16 protein-coding genes are annotated in these 15,141 nt (G+C 37.9%); 3 read left to right on the top strand and 13 right to left on the bottom strand.

From position 1 onward, the window contains the following. Window positions 1-97: 97 nt before the first annotated feature. From M1P97_RS09170 to M1P97_RS09110, 13 genes are all read right to left on the bottom strand, one after another. Window positions 98-2,227 carry a hypothetical protein gene (locus tag M1P97_RS09170; RefSeq protein ID WP_249388887.1) on the bottom strand — a complete coding sequence of 710 codons (2,130 nt, stop codon included), beginning with the start codon at window positions 2,225-2,227 and terminating at the stop codon, window positions 98-100. Next, the gene (locus M1P97_RS09165) at window positions 2,214-3,134 is read right to left on the bottom strand and encodes a hypothetical protein (protein ID WP_249388886.1); all 921 of its coding nucleotides are present in this window, start codon (window positions 3,132-3,134) and stop codon (window positions 2,214-2,216) included. Before M1P97_RS09165 ends, M1P97_RS09170 begins: the two co-directional genes overlap by 14 nt. Next, window positions 3,131-7,078: a hypothetical protein gene (locus tag M1P97_RS09160; RefSeq protein WP_249388885.1), complete on the bottom strand. Its 3,948-nt coding sequence runs from the start codon at window positions 7,076-7,078 to the stop codon at window positions 3,131-3,133. The genes M1P97_RS09165 and M1P97_RS09160 overlap by 4 nt, the downstream gene beginning before the upstream one ends. 1 nt (window position 7,079) lies before the next feature. After that, window positions 7,080-7,508 carry a hypothetical protein gene (locus tag M1P97_RS09155; protein WP_249388884.1) on the bottom strand — a complete coding sequence of 143 codons (429 nt, stop codon included), beginning with the start codon at window positions 7,506-7,508 and terminating at the stop codon, window positions 7,080-7,082. Between the two features lie 154 nt (window positions 7,509-7,662). Next, window positions 7,663-8,058 (bottom strand): protein-export chaperone SecB, encoded by a 396-nt coding sequence (locus tag M1P97_RS09150; protein ID WP_249388883.1) that lies wholly within the window; start codon window positions 8,056-8,058, stop codon window positions 7,663-7,665. Window positions 8,059-8,062: 4 nt separating this feature from the next. After that, a complete protein-coding gene (locus M1P97_RS09145; protein WP_249388882.1) occupies window positions 8,063-8,437 on the bottom strand; it encodes a hypothetical protein in 375 nt (124 codons plus the stop codon). Continuing rightward, complete coding sequence (locus M1P97_RS09140; RefSeq protein WP_249388881.1) at window positions 8,434-8,835, bottom strand: hypothetical protein; 402 nt, start codon at window positions 8,833-8,835, stop codon at window positions 8,434-8,436. The genes M1P97_RS09145 and M1P97_RS09140 overlap by 4 nt, the downstream gene beginning before the upstream one ends. Window positions 8,836-9,150: 315 nt before the next feature. Further along, window positions 9,151-9,432 (bottom strand): type II toxin-antitoxin system YafQ family toxin, encoded by a 282-nt coding sequence (locus M1P97_RS09135; RefSeq protein ID WP_249388880.1) that lies wholly within the window; start codon window positions 9,430-9,432, stop codon window positions 9,151-9,153. Continuing rightward, window positions 9,429-9,683: a toxin-antitoxin system protein gene (locus M1P97_RS09130; RefSeq protein WP_249388879.1), complete on the bottom strand. Its 255-nt coding sequence runs from the start codon at window positions 9,681-9,683 to the stop codon at window positions 9,429-9,431. The genes M1P97_RS09135 and M1P97_RS09130 overlap by 4 nt, the downstream gene beginning before the upstream one ends. Window positions 9,684-9,821: 138 nt before the next feature. Next, window positions 9,822-10,469, bottom strand: a complete 648-nt coding sequence (locus tag M1P97_RS09125) for a hypothetical protein (protein WP_249388878.1) — start codon at window positions 10,467-10,469, stop codon at window positions 9,822-9,824. Between the two features lie 73 nt (window positions 10,470-10,542). Then, window positions 10,543-11,118 carry a hypothetical protein gene (locus M1P97_RS09120; protein ID WP_249388877.1) on the bottom strand — a complete coding sequence of 192 codons (576 nt, stop codon included), beginning with the start codon at window positions 11,116-11,118 and terminating at the stop codon, window positions 10,543-10,545. A gap of 187 nt (window positions 11,119-11,305) precedes the next feature. Further along, complete coding sequence (locus M1P97_RS09115; RefSeq protein ID WP_249388876.1) at window positions 11,306-12,088, bottom strand: Fic family protein; 783 nt, start codon at window positions 12,086-12,088, stop codon at window positions 11,306-11,308. 2 nt (window positions 12,089-12,090) lie between these two features. Continuing rightward, complete coding sequence (locus tag M1P97_RS09110; protein ID WP_249388875.1) at window positions 12,091-12,351, bottom strand: helix-turn-helix domain-containing protein; 261 nt, start codon at window positions 12,349-12,351, stop codon at window positions 12,091-12,093. Between the two features lie 222 nt (window positions 12,352-12,573). On the opposite strand from M1P97_RS09110, the gene M1P97_RS09105 reads away from it, so the two are divergent. The 3 genes from M1P97_RS09105 to M1P97_RS09095 all read left to right on the top strand — a co-directional run bounded on the left by M1P97_RS09105 (window position 12,574) and on the right by M1P97_RS09095 (window position 15,012). Then, a complete protein-coding gene (locus M1P97_RS09105) occupies window positions 12,574-12,825 on the top strand; it encodes a hypothetical protein (protein ID WP_249388874.1) in 252 nt (83 codons plus the stop codon). 267 nt (window positions 12,826-13,092) lie between these two features. Further along, on the top strand, window positions 13,093-13,788 hold the full coding sequence (locus M1P97_RS09100) for a KilA-N domain-containing protein (RefSeq protein ID WP_249388873.1): 696 nt from the start codon (window positions 13,093-13,095) through the stop codon (window positions 13,786-13,788). 96 nt (window positions 13,789-13,884) lie between these two features. Next, window positions 13,885-15,012, top strand: coding sequence for a phage antirepressor KilAC domain-containing protein (locus M1P97_RS09095; protein WP_249388872.1), 1,128 nt, complete (start codon window positions 13,885-13,887; stop codon window positions 15,010-15,012). The last annotated feature ends 129 nt before the right edge of the window (window positions 15,013-15,141 follow it).

The following is a 15,141-nucleotide window of genomic DNA, read 5'->3' as shown; positions in this document are numbered from 1 at the left end:
AATGTATAAGACATATTGCTGCCGGGGCTACTTGTCAATTTGACTAGTAGGGGCTTCTTTGCATTTGCCATAAACCTTCTTCTATTCATACCGCCTCCTATTCTTGTTCAAGTTTTGCAATATGCCAAATGCCATTTACGCATGTCAAATTAAATTCAACCCATTTACCGGCAGGACAGGTGTATGAGCTTCCGCACATGCTTATATATGATCCGGATGTCGGTATCGTGATAGTCCTGGCCGATGCTGTATACACGTATGCTGTTATAGTACGTCCGTTATATGTTGTGCCTGTTGCTGATACTGACAATGACGCGTTAGCACTAAGAGTTACATAAATGACCTCGTAATTAACATTGAGACTAGCTACTGTCGTGGCAGTTGTATAGCTACGCAATCTGTCGATTTTTGTTTTATCCGTTACCGACATTAAACCGGCCGTAGATGTTGTTGCTTCTTGATATGTCGTATTTGTATCTGTCCACGGCACATTAACAAATGCCTTATTGTCAGAGCCTAGCTGCACAGGATAGTTTTTGCCTGATGCGGAGTAGCCGGTTTTGATGCCTCCTAAGGTGGTGGGGGTAGCGGTTGGTAATTCATAACTTCCCCCTACCTCTTTGTAAGTACCGTCGTCCATGAGGGCTTTGGTGCCGTCACCATAATTTGTAAGCACTATACTTTTTGATCCCCCATAAGCTAGGTGCCTAGCTCCTTGGCCAGTTTCATCATCATACCTTTTATTGTTATTCCATATAAGATCTCTATAATCAAATCCATCATTACCTCCATAGGATAAATATATTCTATCGGCTGTTGTGCCTCCTACAGACGTATTAATTACATCTTTAGCTTCTAATAATATTGCAGATGCTATTCCTCCAGAGACTACAGTAACAACATTTGCCATTATGCCTTCTGCCTGATTTTTTATAACAATGTCAATTGTATAGTTAGAGTCATCAGTATATTCGATTGTTACATCTGGATATACTAACAGCTTGTAACCATCTTCAATCATAGCAATGGTACAAACCGTTGATTTATTAAAGTTTTTTGCTATTTCTAACAATAGTTGCTGTCCTCCCCACGCAGCAAATATTTCGTCGCTAGTAGAACTAGGAGATAGGCTCATTATGCCAAACGGAATACTAACGACATTTGCTCCCCCTCCTAACTCACTCAATTTCTTCCCGGCAAGGGTAAGCTCGTTATTAGCATCAACCGCGAACGCCTCCTTACCTTCGAATAGTAACTTCCCCGCATCGGTATATTCAACCTTCTTCCCTGTTACATCGTTAGAAAGATAGGAAGGGTTCAATTTTTCCAGTTTTTGAAACTGGTCAGCAGACATGAGACCAGAGGTGTCGGCGGTGGCGTTACTCGGCTTATTAAGTATAGCCCCCTTTCCTTCTGTTGCGTCCCAGTCGGGTTGCACCTGCTCGGGGATTTCCGGTGCTACATACTCGACAAAAGAGCCGGCGGTACTGTCGTCCGCATCAGGGACAAACAGATACTTTTTACCAATGACAAGACCGGTACCGTCAGCTGACACATTGCCAGAACCGGCACCGGGTGGACCTTGTTGACCTCTAGGGATGGAAAAGTTAAGAATGTACTTAGGGTTACCTTCCGGGGTCGTGCCATTTTCTACAACTTCCACAGATGCCGATCCGTTCGGTTCAACGGTTGTTGTTGTCCCTTGCTCGAAGACTGCCGGCTGACCATCTTTGCCGGCAGGAAGAGTCAGGTTTAGTATGTATTTCGGATTACCTAAAGCATCCACCCCATTTGCGGTAAAGTCTCCGGAAGGTGTATCTCCGGGTTGAGCATTGACAGATTCGAGTATAGGTGTCTTACCGTCTTGCACATTATCCGCAGCATCCTGAGCGTTACCGGCGGCAGTGTTAGCAGCCTCAATAGCTGCACTCGCGTCTTCGGAAATTAGAGACATCTTTTCTAGTACTTCGGTTGCCGCATCGGTTGCAGGCTGCCTGTTAAAAGAGACATATTCTTCGTAGGTTTTACCTGCATTTCCGGGTTGATTTTGCCACAAAACAAAGGCGCTATCTCCCTTATTACCTTTCATCTGGGACATCGTAGCATGGACGCTCTTATTGCTTATGCTATCAAAGCCAAGCACCCAGAATCCTTCGAAATTAGAGTCACTGATCTTGTCCGTTTCAGAGACCTTTATCGGTGTTAGTTGTTTATTATCCTTCTCCATATATATTCATGTCTATATAATTCAAACCATCTTCTGTTACAACGTATCTACCATCTTCGGCAGCAAGTATATATTGCTTACCTTCAACTCTAAATGATGTAAATCCAAGCGTCAGGCTAAACTCAATCATTATTTTGTTCTTTGACGAACGTATCTTGAAATTTCCCGTTTTTTTGTAATATACGGGATATGTTAGACCTGTTGCTTCTACTGTAAGCGACCTTTCATTAGGTTCTATTATCTTTGAAAAAAAAGCATTGTAGCAAGACCAAAAATTTACCATGTTTGACGCAACAAACAAGCACTTGAAGGTTACATCTTTGTTGTTGAACACCAAACTACCAGTATCATATATTTGACCGTCTATGACGCTGATATCGCCTCTTAATAGATTTTGCTTAACAGTAGGAGACTTAGTAATCTCGTCTATACCTTCGTATACTTCGACTCCATAGTTTTTTAAATTAACCTCGTCAATATAATGCCCAGTGTCTTTTACCCATGTGCCAGGCGTATAAGAATCAGGCCTAATAGGACGTTCCGGCTGATCCTCTGTGAATTTTAAAGAGAAAGCTGCAGCTTGTTTAATAATCTTGTTTGATGGCTGGCTTGATAATCTTACTGACCATTCTTTGTTATAGGCAGTAACTCTGATTGTATGATAACCCGGTTCGCTGACTCGAGCTATCAGATCGTTAGGATTATCAGCCATAAAGGTCAATGTGATATCCTTGGCCTGCAAGTGTACAGTCTCCAAGTCTACCTCTATTCCATCTTCCTCCGGCCAGTCGTTGCTCTCAGGCTCTTTAATCGCAGGAAATAAAAACAAAGAATCAAGACCATCGGTAACATTCGCCCCGTATGCCGAGAAAATATCAATTTCATCTATGTAAACATCTCCTTTCATCGCTTCACGTATAAACCGTTTGTCCTCATGTATTCCAGATTCTCATTTGAACTGTTAGTGTTCTTATTGATTGACTTCAAAATGGTTCCGATATCTTCGGTGTTGTCTGCAATTCGAATATTAAGAACTTCAATATTTCTAGATATATCTCGGATCGCTTCTACATTTTTCCATCCATCATAGCTCTGTCTGGTAAGCTCCTTCATGCTTCCGGCAATGTCATACGAAGATGTCGTCATTTTATCTAAGTAGATAAGCCCAGCAGTAAATTTACCATCCAGTTTGTCACCTGTATCTTGGGACATGGCGGCCATGCCTTTAGCTTGAGCGGAACGCTTTGCATCTTCTTGCTCTTTGATGTATTTATCAGCCCATCCATATTTATTCTCTGCTTTCTTTGACTCTTCCTCAATAATCTTATCTAATTCTGCCTGTTCAAAATCATCAATAATGCCATCGGTAAGCATGTATTGTATCTTATCTCTCAACCCCTGAATTGTCGGAGCCAAATCAGCTTTGATCATTTCAGTAACAACGCCTTTGATCATCTTTTTTACGACATCCTTCATTGATTTAGCCTTGTCTTCTCCTGCCTCCCAAGCTTCAAGATAAGCATCTGCAAAGTCATCAATAGCCCCCTGTACATCATCGCCGAAGATTGCGTCTTGTGCTTTTACTTTGTTGTCGGCAATCTTTTCGTCAATTTCGTCAAGCTGATCCTGATAATCCTTGAGTTTATCCTTATCCGTTTTTTTCTTATCCTCTTCCTCCCTGATCTGCTGCCTTATGAGCACCTTTTGTTGTTCCAGCAATTTATTCTGTTGATCAATCAATTTTGAAGCATCATTTGAATAAGCTTTTTCAATAGCCTTATCCAGCTTATCATATGCTTTCTGCAACGCGTCAATCTGGTCTTGTAATCTCTCAATTTCTTCCTGCCGTTTATTGTCTTTATTAAACAAGTTGGCTATTGCCATTGCTACCTGCAAAGCTGCTGAAATAATAGTTAATATTACGGAGGCCTTTTCAACAGTACTAATAGACTTAGACGCCATATAGGCGGTTAATGACATACTGTTTCCTGCATTGTCAACCAATGTTGTCATTGTTCCTATTGCAGATATTGTAGCGCCAGCAACAGTGCTTACCGCACTAAGTATATTCTTTGTTGATTCGTCAAGACCGTCAAAACTATCAATAATATCGTCCGTCGCACTTTTTACATCTTCAAGGGCTTTAACCTGCTTTTTCCACTTAAGCAATTTATTTTCATCATCAGCCTTTTCTTTTGCTCTTGCTGTATTTAATTGTTCTTGTAGCACCTTAATACGGGCCCGGAGGACAGCCATGGATTCAGCATCTTTGTCGTTAGTCGGTGACAATAATTTCAATTGTTGATCTGCATCATTGATCAGCTTAGACAACTCTGTTGTCGTTTTACTGCTAATGGTTGCCGCTAAAGCTTTGAAATCTTCATCTCTTTGAGCCAAAACACTATCTAAGTTATCGTATGCCTCTTGTAGTTGTCTTTCCGCTTCTTCGAAGTTTCCAACAGAAAAGACTTGTTCTTCTCCCTTTTCTGCAGCCTTGGCATTCGCCTCATTCATTTTACGAATCTTCTCATTGTATTCCGCGGTAATCTTCTCTCGATTCTGCTGGAAAGTTGCATAGTCTTTCAAGAGAGAACTAAGATTTTCCTTTTCTTCTGCGACATTTACAGTAGCAATGTATTTATTGTACTGTTCTTGATCCATATCGCCACTTTTTAACTGCTTTTCCGCCCATTCGCGCTCTTTGTCGTAGCGTTCTTTGATCGCCTGGGTTCTCTTTGATTCTTCTGACAATAAAACGTTTGTTAATGCCTTTTGTCTGTCCGCAAATTCACGGTCTGCCTCCTTGTTTATCTCTTTGTCGCGCTTATCCCGGCTCTGATCGTTAATCTCTACCCTGGCCTGATAAGTCGTCTGTACCTCTTTGGGGACTTCCTGACCAATTTTCTTATATTGCTCAACGGTGTCTTGATACTCTTTGTCAAGTTGTGCTTTTCTCTCTTTCCATTCTTGTTCCGATAATGCCAGACGCTTCTTACGTCCTTCTTCCATTAATGCTAGGCGTTCGGCATTGAGTTTTATTTGATCATTTATTACAGATTGATCTAATTTCTTCTGACCTTCTACAATCCTGTTGTTAATCTCTTTCTGTTGACTAAGTAATTCTCTATTCTTAGACGCTCGTTCAGCATCTAGTTTATTGATTTCTGCTGTGGCCTTAGCCTCTTTATCCTTAGCTTCAGCATTAGAATGAGAAAGTTTATTTGTCTCTGCAATTATATCTCTATTTTCAACAGCTAACTCTTGCTCTTTTTCATACATTTGGTTAATAAGGGAAGATGCTTCTTTAGAAGCTTTAAGTCTTTCCTTTTCGGTCAATGAAGAATCTTGACTTTTTTCTCTCAGTTCGTTAATTCTTGCTTCTAACTTAGATCTTTCGACAAGCCATGCTCTTTGTTCAATAGCGAGCTTATTTTCTCTTTCTGCTAAATCGGCTCGTTTCTTAGCTTTATCGGTAGTTTCGTCAATAAATTTCATAGCTTTTTCACCTGCATTTTCTATACCGGTTATTTGCTCTAACCATGCGCTTCCAAACTCAGAGGCTCCTTCTTTAAAATCTCCAGAGAATATTTTCATTATTGATTCTCCCATTTTTGCAAAAGATTTTAGGCGAACCATAATCTGATCTTCTAAAAAGTCTGATAAATCTTGTAGTGCCTCTTTAGGCTTCGTAAAAGCATTGTATAACCATTCTCCAAGGTCATCTACAACATCAAGGATTGAATCAAGCGTTTGTTTAAAATATGCGCTTGATACATTTAAAGCGTTTTGTCCTTCTTCTGTACGGTTAAACCATGATGACATTAATGCCAAAGCCGCGACTACGCCGGCTATTACAGCCCCTATGGGAGTTGCAATAAATGCCAAAGATGCTTTTGTTAAGCCTTTAATACTTGATGCAGCTGAACCAATAGGACCAGGCAATAAGGAAGCTGCATCTAAAGCACCATCCATCGCAGAAGATAAGTTATCCAATGCGCTAGAATAATTACCCACATTCCGTTGGTGATTGCCTATTGTAGCATCCAATTTTTTGATTTCAGGATCTAGTTTTTGAATTGCATCCAATAGTGATTTTCCAAATGATGAGCTTCTTTCTTCTGCATTGAGAGATCTATAAACTGATTTCATTCTTCCCAATGCCTGCGACATTTGATCCATTGACCCTATTGCCGCCTGGTTTAATTTTATATCGTTTTCAACAACCCTTCGTAAAGATGATATTGATTGTTTATGTTCTAATTCAGCTTTTGTTAGTTCTGTCCGCAATTTTTTTTGTTCCTCAGAAGCCTTTCCGCTTGCCTTTTCTTCTTTATTTAAATCAGACAATCTCTTTTTAACCTCGTCAAGAGCAGCTCTCTCTCTTAATAGTCTTGTTATATTATTATCTAATGATCCATTTACTTTTACGATTGAACGATCCAACTCTTCTAAAGCCATAACTTGAAAATTTGTCGTAGAAGTTGTCTGTGATTGCTCAGGCGAAGTACTTATTAACTCTGTAGGCTTAGATGATGTTTGTACAGGAGCAGCATTCATCTGCTTGTGTAGATCATTATATTTTTGAGCCAAAACCTGCAACTCTTGTGCTTGTTTTTTACTATCTTCTATAGCTTTTAAAGATTGCTGAGCTTGCTCTTCTTTCAATTTACGGATTTCTTCCACAAGTGCTTCAATTTTCTTTTGCTCTTGATTAATATCTCCAATAAGAGAAATGCCTTGTGGACTATCAGACTTAAAGCTCTCAACAAGCTTCTTCAAGTCGTCTATTTTTGCATAAGCCTCTTCGACTTTTTTATAATTCGCACTAATTATAAACTCTATAGATGCCATATTACATTACTTTAGCGGTCCCGTCGTTTTCTATTTCTACTTCACAGTTGCCAATATTGACTAGTAACAATACAGCATAATGAGAAAGGGTTACTCTTGCTTTCCCTCCATGCATAAGGATAAGTTTGTGGACTTTGGTATTGTCTGAATATGAAAGAAGTGCCTGAGTATCTCCGATAATACCTGCTGTAGGGACATTCTCTAATACGATATTGCCGGCATCAACATATACACCCCAGTTTTTTACATAGGGCTTCATCTCACGAAACATCTCAATATTGGGGAAGTTATTCTCTTCGCAGAACTCTCTTCCCTGCGGAGAAAAGAAAAGCCAGACAAGACTTTTCCAATCTGTAACAGATCCGGACTTAGAACAAGCACCTAGCTTTGCGGCCTCTTTTACAATGTCATTTGCTGATTTTGTAGCCATTTGAGTAAACTTTTTCTCAAAGTTACCAAGTGCCTACATGTGCTTAAAATATTTCAGGAGAATAAACGTAACAGTAACCAAACTGTTACAAATTAATTTGGATGGAGGGCTTTAAGGGTAGTTAAAACGCAAAAGCCGGAGGTTAGTCCGGCTTTTACTCTTCTGTATTGTTTCTGTTTGATAGGTTCAATGTGGGAAGTATGACGGGAGGAATTCCAGATAATGATGTTAATGTTGATATATAAGCTCTTACATAAGGGAACAATATTGCTGGAGCATTCTGAGAAAAAAAAGCATTTTTATAATTTTCAATATCACTATCAAATTCAAATAAACCAATAGCGTCTATTTTTATATTCAATGCATTATTCTCATCTTCTATAGATGTCACTAATTTCAATCTATATTCTTTCCCATTTTCATGCTCTCCAGAAGTTTGTCCAAAATTAATGTTTAATTTTGAACTTATCTTAATCCCTTCCTTTACAGAAATTGAAGAATTTAATATCTTATATCCCTTAAAACGAAATTTTGCTATTTTTTCTGACATAACTTTATGCTGCAAGTTTTAAATTACAATTGTCTTTAATTTCACCAGTATCTACAATTCTGTTAAAGTCAAATTTGATAAAATCATACGACTCACCATCAAAGATAGTAGATGAATTTTCATATAGCATATTACCCATATTGTTGGTTTCATCAATATCACTTATAAGAATGTCCTCATTTGGATATTTGTCATAGAACTCTTTCCATAAAAGAGCTTCCATCTCCATATATTCGTCATTTTTTCTCCTGATATTTTCGGGAGAAACCTCAATAATATGAAAATCAGTATTTACATCATAAGCATATCGAAGGCTTATTCCAAATATTTTATCTGAAATTTTAACCAAACTCTCAATGATAAAATCTTTTGCTTTCATATTATATTGTATTTATTTGTGAGTAAATGTATTATATCATCAGCCAATTTATAAGCTTTATTGGCTTCTTTATTTTTTATTGCTTGATTTAAATAGTCTGATCGCCTTCTAAGCATTTTCAATTTGTTGTACCAGGTAAGGAAATCTAGCATAGATATATGATTTTTCTTATCTAAGTCCTTTGCCACATTCTCAGTTACATAAAAATGAGAATCTCTTCCTTTTGATTCTTTTTCTTGATTCTCATAGCTAATATTACATTTATGACAAAGAACATACATCGAAAGCATATAAACCGAATAATAAGAACAATGGACTGAAGGCGAATAGATATGATTATCTATAAGCAGTCTAGCCGCATTGAGGTTATCTGATGATTTTGCTTTTATTATTGGCATTTCTCTTATTTATACAACAACGCCTCTACCAAGGCTGTTTACCCTACGAGGCTACTTTAATTTTCTTTCACGATGCAAAAGTCGTTCTTCTGTTTGAGATTCACAAGAAATTTAACATTATATCCTCATGTTTTATGGCATATTAGGTTTCCATATATTACTTATATGGAAATACTAGTATTGCTCAATCAAGTTTATCCCTCCGGAATTACTGCTCGTGAGTTCTAAAAACCGGCGGCTCGAACCCTTCCTGCCGGATTCTCCATCCCTTGCCCTACAAAAAAAAGCCCGGCTGCCCGAGCTCTTGCTACTTATCTACCTCTTTTTACCGAACAACTCGGAATGGCTACCAATCCTGACAATCTCCACTATGTCAGACACTGCGTCTATCCAAATCAGAAGAAAGTCGTTTCCGACATGGCATTCCATGCAGTTTTTGTAATTGCCTATAAGCTCATGGGGCTTGTACTTGCTTGGAATGGGTTCCCCTCTCTCCAGCTTGTTCAAGACATCAAACAAGGCTTCCATCAGCTTGATGTTGCTGCGGTACTTCTTCAAGTCTTTCTTTGCCTTCGTACTGTAATGGATCTTTTTCATTCTATCTCGTTCACTGATTTCATGAAGGCCTCAAAGCTGCTCGCGTCTATCTTGCCGGCGAATTTGCCCGAACGTGCCTCGTTTATGGCCGCTATCGTTTCCTCGTTTGGCTCGGAGTATATAGCGTCCATCAAGGTACTCTCTACGAAATTATTCAGGCTCCTGTTTGCTTTCTTGGCTTGTTCCTGTAAGACTTGCAACAAATCCTCACGCAAACGGAACGAAGTTTGTTTTCTTACTACTGCGTCCATATTATTGTTGTATTATATTGTAATACAAAAGTAATACATTGTATTCGAAAAACAAACTTTCACCGCTTTTTCTTTGGCATATCATGGAATAAAAACACCCGCCTTGTGAGGGACGGGTGAGAGGCTACATCTGATATTTTAGTTTCTTTTCTTCAAAGGTTGATATATCCAAGTACCATCTCCTCGCAAAGAAGCCTTTCCTTTCACATTCAAATTCACTAGCTTAAAAGTAAAAAGATATTCATTAATTTCTCCATTTATTTCCAATGGTAATAAAACCTTCATTTCTTCACCATCTTTTACAATTTCATTTATGTACGAAAACACCCATCTTCCTACGACCTTCATATATCCTACTTTATCCGAAAGAAGAATACGATCATCTATCTGTGACTTCTTTACGATAGATGTAGGTTTTTGTTCTTTGTCTCGATCATTTATAGTAATTCCGTTATGAAAGACAGGATGGCTAGAATTACTCCCATCTATAAATGCGGCATCATCCCATAAAACTTTAATGGTACTATTGCCTTTGTTTAAAAGAGTGAAGGACAAATGCGTTGGATGAAATATCCATGATACATCAATTTTAGAATCAGAATAAGAAGATATATTAAAATTGTTATCTCCTATTTCATTATTTAATGAGGCATCATTATCATTGATGTTATTACCATCAACTGAATTTTCCACATTGATTAAAATAGCCTCATAAGCTTCTCTCTTTTCTGCATTAATATTTATTGCGCTAAAAGCTAAAATAATAGAAAGTAAAATTGTCTTCATATAAAATTTGATTAAGTATTTATAGTGTAAACTAAATAATAAGTTATAGGTATTAAGCTTTTATCTTTATTAATTAAATATCATTGATAGATTCAGCTTCTTGCTCTTGAGAATATATACTCATATTTATTTTATCTTCATATCCGAAAGAGATCTGTTGTGAAGATGAAATATCTACTGCTATTGTTCCTTTATCTGTTATCCAATATGAAGCGTATGTACATTTCTTTTTTCTTAATGCTTGCATCTCGTATCCATCACCTTCATAATAAGGCTTTGTAAAGAAGTTAAATGAGTCTTTTGGATCTCCATATTTTTTGGTATACAAATCTTTGTAGCTGAAATAATCACTTTTAATGTCACTCCAATTCTCTGATTCAGGCAAAAAGACCACAACCTTACAGGCTTTTTTAGTTTTAGGAGTTGAAAGAATGTAGATTTCGCATTTTTTACCAACAAAGTTTCCACTCATTGCTGTTAAGTTGTCTTTCATGGGAGTTACAAGAACAAAACCATTCTGCTTCATCTTTTCCACAAAAGAATTTATATTACCATCTATTTGAATATCCTTAAATTCTAAATGGTCATTTTGAGCAAATACCATATTGCACATTATTACCATTATCAGAGAATAGAAAATCTTTTTCATAATCATTTGTGTTAAATTGTTAATAATTCCACAAACGTAATGAAAATACGAACTTAGCCCAAATTTTTCAGCAAATTTTCAATGTCCTGACGTGATTTTATATCATAAATGGCTTTGCAGACCTTGATAAAGCCTGAAATAAGCATGATACACCCGGTCACTCGTCAACAAGTAGCCGGGCGTTACTTTATTTCTCTTGCACCTCTGGTTCCCCCAGTATCGATAAATAATATTGCAAAGACGATATTTCCGCTTCTGCCACAAACCTCTGAAAAGATTCTGGCGTATTATCTATATGTGAGGCTTCCAATGCTTTGTAATAACTTAGCTTGGCGTCGTTAGAGCCTTTAAGATTAACGATCGTATATCCATTACGCAACAGGTATAGATTCATCAATAACCTGGACGTACGGCCGTTCCCATCGATAAAGGGGTGAATACGCACAAGTTCGTCATGAAGATAAGCAGCTATCAATACAGGATGCGCCTTTTGAGCTTCCATTTCTCGGAACTTAATCATAAAGTCCTCCATTTGCTTGCCGATCAAATACGGCTGGGGTGGCATATGCTGACTTCCTGATATCATAACAGGAACAGTACGATATTTACCTGCGTTCTCACGATCTATACCATGAAGAACCAAGGCGTGTATTTCTTTGATTGTTTTTTCGCTTATCTCAATGCCATTCTTTGCAAAATCCTTGATGTAGTCAATTGCTTCCGCATGGTTGATAGCCTCCAGGTGTTCACGCATGGATTTACCGGAAATGGTCACACCCTTGTTAACAACAAGCTCTGTCTCCTGCAAAGTAAGCGTGTTACCTTCAATACGGTTACTTTCGTATGTATATTGAATATCTAGCGCTTCCTCTATTTTTTTCAATGCTTCAACCGGCAATGGACGTATTTTAGACAAACGATCTTTCAATGTGTCACACTCATGTAAGAGTGCTGTTAAATCTTTTTCCATATTTAGTCTATTTTGAGGTTGATATCTCTCCCACAATGAGGACAAGTTAATGAAACGGAGTCTTTCTTTGGTCGTTCAAATAAATCTGGGATTTCTACACCTAGAACGTCAGCTATATCAGATAATCTATCCATATTGAATTTGTTTCGTGATACAGCTTGCGAGAATGAGACTGCTTGAATCCCTAATTTATCGGCAAGTTGGGCTTGTGTAATACCTCTTTCTTTGCAAAGCTCTTTAATTCTTAATTCTGTATTAGCCATAGAATGTATAATTTCTTTTGGATACAAATATAGTAAATATAGTATTAATACGAAATAAAATAAGATAAATTATTTCTTGAAGCTATATTTAATGTAAATAAAGGTGAATTTAGCATGTATGCTATATAAATATTATTAAATATAGCACATATACATATTATATGCTTGTTTATATAGTATTGGTGCTATATATTTGCATCATCAAATTAAAACAACAAAGCAATGGCAACACAGAAATACAACAAAAGCGAAATCATGAAATCGGCTCATACATTATATAAAGAATGTAAGAAGTACGGTAGGACGTTCGGATCATGTTTGAAACAAGCATGGGCTTCGGCTAAGAACATGGTTCGCCTGGCTGAACAAAGAGCTGCTTTTGAAAAGAAGATGGCCGAAAGAAAGCACAATGTAGTATTGTCTCATGTTGGCATGAGTAGCCTATATGCAAACCGGGCTTATTCCGGTGATTAATCAGACACAATAAACCTATAAAATATATTCGTATGAGAACAAGTGAAAAATTATTATGTAACATTTCAGAAAGTGTTACGTTTCTATGGCTCAAAAACTGGGTCGGACGTTTGGTGCTTCATAACTTTGTGTTATCAGATTCGGCGGTTACGTGGCAGTTACCGTAGTAAGACATTCGGGCTCTATCTCAGTAGTCATTCAACTGCCACAATAGGATGATGAACAGGTGGAGCCCTTCTTTTAGCAACAATTTATAAACACATAATTATGAAAACAAATCAGATTTTAGAAAGGCCGATGGGCGATTTTAAGGTCTTGCAGAGGACTGTTGATGGATATTTCGATGCCAATGATCTTCTTCGGCAATGGAATGCTGTTCCTGGTAACACAAGAAGAAGAATGGATAAATTCCTAGAATCAGACAATACAAAAGCTTTCATGATAGCTTTAGCCAAAGACGAGAGCCAAAGGTCAAAAATGACCATTGGTGTAAATCAGTTAGTTACAACGATCAAAGGCCGTAATACTAAAGAAGGCAAAACTTTAGATAAAGTATATATGAATCCACTTCTATTCATAAAGTTTGCAATGTGGATCAATCCTGAATTTGAAGTGAAAGTTCTTCGTTTCGTTTACGATCAGCTTATCCAGTATCGCAATGATGCTGGAGATGCATACAGAGAAATGAACAGCGCTTTAAAGACGATCGTTCATCCGAATCTATTACAGGCTGCAATCAAGAATGTTGCAAGAGCGTTAAACTACGTTGTTTATGGCGCCCATGAGACCGGCATGAGAAACAAGGTAGGGGAAGAATTGAAAGCGAGAGAATTATTGGAGTTGGAAAGAGATGTTGCCAAGTCTATTAAACGCGGCTTCATCAAGACTTATGACGAATGCATGAATTTTCTTAGACGGGAATATCACGAAAGAAATAAATTGCCAAAAGAACTGATGGCATAGAGCATGTCTTCTATGAAATAAAAATCCGCATTGGCGATATGCAGTCACCTTTGCGGAGATTCAGAAAACAAATCATAGTGCAAAGTTATGGGAAATATGGAATTATCAAACAACGGATTTTATTATTTTGACTACAAAGGTGCAAAAATACCATATTGCGAGTACGAAAAACGTGTTTATGTTGAATGCAAGGGACTAAGCACTGTAGTAGGAACCGGTGTAGCTGTATGGCTTCGGGATAATAGAGACATAGTCAACAGTTATGCATCCGAGCATAACATGAAGATAAACAAATGTGTCATAGGTGCAACAATCTTGCTGCTTGAACTAGCCTTGATGTATTTCAGATCTTCAAACAGTGAGTTGGCGGAATGGGTAGAGAGCCAAGAATTAACATTCGGAGAGAAACCGGAAGTAAAGGTATTGTCAGACCGAGTTGAACTTATCCAGACTGCTACCCTATTAGGGAAACAGATCGATGTTTATGGCTCGGTAGAGGAACCTTTGTTCTTGGCAAAAGATGTTGCTCAATGGATAGAATATGATAGCGAAAGCATAAACAAGATGCTACAATCTGTTGAAGAAGAAGAAAAGGTGACCGGAACAATCTTCCGGTCAGGTCAAAACCGTCAAATGTGGCTCTTAACAGAAGATGGCATATATGAACTATTAATGCAATCTCGCAAACCTATAGCTAAAAAGTTCAAGAAGGGTATCAAAGAAATCCTACGAACCATCCGAACAACCGGTGGTTACATGGCGACAAGAGCCGACGATACTCCGGATGAAATAATGGCAAGAGCACTACTTCTCGCTCAGGACACACTGAAGAAACGAGAAAGAAGGATCGTAGAGTTGCAAAGCCAGAATACTCGGTTAAGCGAAACCGTAGAACTGCAAGCAAACGAGTTAAAGATGGTAGCTCCAAAGGTAGAATATCACGACACCGTTCTGCAGTCGGATAACACAAGCACATCAACCCAGGTTGCGAAAGACTTCGGACTTAAGTCGGCAAAGGAATTGCACAATAGACTCAAAAAGATGGGTATAATGTACAAACAGTCCGGTCAATGGCTGCTTACTGCTAAATATTGCGGAAAGGGATATACTAAACCGAGAACAACAACTTACATAAAAAGTGATGGAAGTTCCGGAACAAACACTATAACGGTGTGGACTGAAAAAGGTCGAGAGTTTGTATATTCTCTATTGAATACTAACTAATAATCAATAACACATAGCGGTGAAATTTTAGGTGTGTTGAAAGACACACGGCCACTGCTATGTTCAAACCAACAGTTAAATAGTCCTTTTATTATCCAATATTTGAAACACTAGTAAACTTTCGTTATA

The organism is Parabacteroides leei, assembly GCF_023369805.1.
GTDB classification, from domain to species: domain Bacteria; phylum Bacteroidota; class Bacteroidia; order Bacteroidales; family Tannerellaceae; genus Parabacteroides; species Parabacteroides leei.
The sequence above is the reverse complement of the archived record's forward strand: the minus strand, read 5'-3'. Positions and strand labels throughout refer to the sequence as shown.

Excerpts from the sequence above, each read along its gene's own strand:
- M1P97_RS09170 (WP_249388887.1), bottom strand. The coding sequence starts at position 2,227 with ATGGAGAAGGATAATAAACAACTAACACCGATAAAGGTCTCTGAAACG.
- M1P97_RS09165 (WP_249388886.1), bottom strand. The coding sequence starts at position 3,134 with ATGAAAGGAGATGTTTACATAGATGAAATTGATATTTTCTCGGCATAC.
- M1P97_RS09160 (WP_249388885.1), bottom strand. The coding sequence starts at position 7,078 with ATGGCATCTATAGAGTTTATAATTAGTGCGAATTATAAAAAAGTCGAA.
- M1P97_RS09155 (WP_249388884.1), bottom strand. The coding sequence starts at position 7,508 with ATGGCTACAAAATCAGCAAATGACATTGTAAAAGAGGCCGCAAAGCTA.
- M1P97_RS09150 (WP_249388883.1), bottom strand. The coding sequence starts at position 8,058 with ATGTCAGAAAAAATAGCAAAATTTCGTTTTAAGGGATATAAGATATTA.
- M1P97_RS09145 (WP_249388882.1), bottom strand. The coding sequence starts at position 8,437 with ATGAAAGCAAAAGATTTTATCATTGAGAGTTTGGTTAAAATTTCAGAT.
- M1P97_RS09140 (WP_249388881.1), bottom strand. The coding sequence starts at position 8,835 with ATGCCAATAATAAAAGCAAAATCATCAGATAACCTCAATGCGGCTAGA.
- M1P97_RS09135 (WP_249388880.1), bottom strand. The coding sequence starts at position 9,432 with ATGAAAAAGATCCATTACAGTACGAAGGCAAAGAAAGACTTGAAGAAG.
- M1P97_RS09130 (WP_249388879.1), bottom strand. The coding sequence starts at position 9,683 with ATGGACGCAGTAGTAAGAAAACAAACTTCGTTCCGTTTGCGTGAGGAT.
- M1P97_RS09125 (WP_249388878.1), bottom strand. The coding sequence starts at position 10,469 with ATGAAGACAATTTTACTTTCTATTATTTTAGCTTTTAGCGCAATAAAT.
- M1P97_RS09120 (WP_249388877.1), bottom strand. The coding sequence starts at position 11,118 with ATGAAAAAGATTTTCTATTCTCTGATAATGGTAATAATGTGCAATATG.
- M1P97_RS09115 (WP_249388876.1), bottom strand. The coding sequence starts at position 12,088 with ATGGAAAAAGATTTAACAGCACTCTTACATGAGTGTGACACATTGAAA.
- M1P97_RS09110 (WP_249388875.1), bottom strand. The coding sequence starts at position 12,351 with ATGGCTAATACAGAATTAAGAATTAAAGAGCTTTGCAAAGAAAGAGGT.
- M1P97_RS09105 (WP_249388874.1), top strand. The coding sequence starts at position 12,574 with ATGGCAACACAGAAATACAACAAAAGCGAAATCATGAAATCGGCTCAT.
- M1P97_RS09100 (WP_249388873.1), top strand. The coding sequence starts at position 13,093 with ATGAAAACAAATCAGATTTTAGAAAGGCCGATGGGCGATTTTAAGGTC.
- M1P97_RS09095 (WP_249388872.1), top strand. The coding sequence starts at position 13,885 with ATGGAATTATCAAACAACGGATTTTATTATTTTGACTACAAAGGTGCA.